Raw genomic sequence first — 312 nt, forward strand, 5'->3', positions numbered from 1 at the left:
GGATCGAGCCGGAGACGTAGAAGATGTCCTGGCACGCGGAACCGGCGAGCACCTTGATCTCGGGGCGGGCCTTGGCCGCGGTGCGCAGCCGCTCGGCGGCCGTCTCGAGCTTCTTCTTGGCCTCGGCGATCTTGGCGGACTTCTCGTCGGCGCCCAGCGACACGGCGAGCGCGAGCATGCGCTGCACCGACACGGGCATCTGGCGGTCGTAGACGGAGATGCCGACGCTCGGGGCGAGCTTGAGGATCTTCGCCATGGACTCCTCGGGGACGTACCAGAGGGTGCCCGCGGAGTCGAACATGGTGGAGATCA

1 pseudogene is annotated in these 312 nt (G+C 67.9%); it reads right to left on the minus strand.

Annotated elements, in window-relative coordinates:
- Window positions 1–312 (minus strand): annotated as a pseudogene (locus KVT44_RS55900) (ABC transporter substrate-binding protein); the annotation flags it as partial.

It is taken from the genome of Streptomyces sp. GbtcB7, from assembly GCF_019091445.1.
GTDB lineage: Bacteria > Actinomycetota > Actinomycetes > Streptomycetales > Streptomycetaceae > Streptomyces > Streptomyces mirabilis.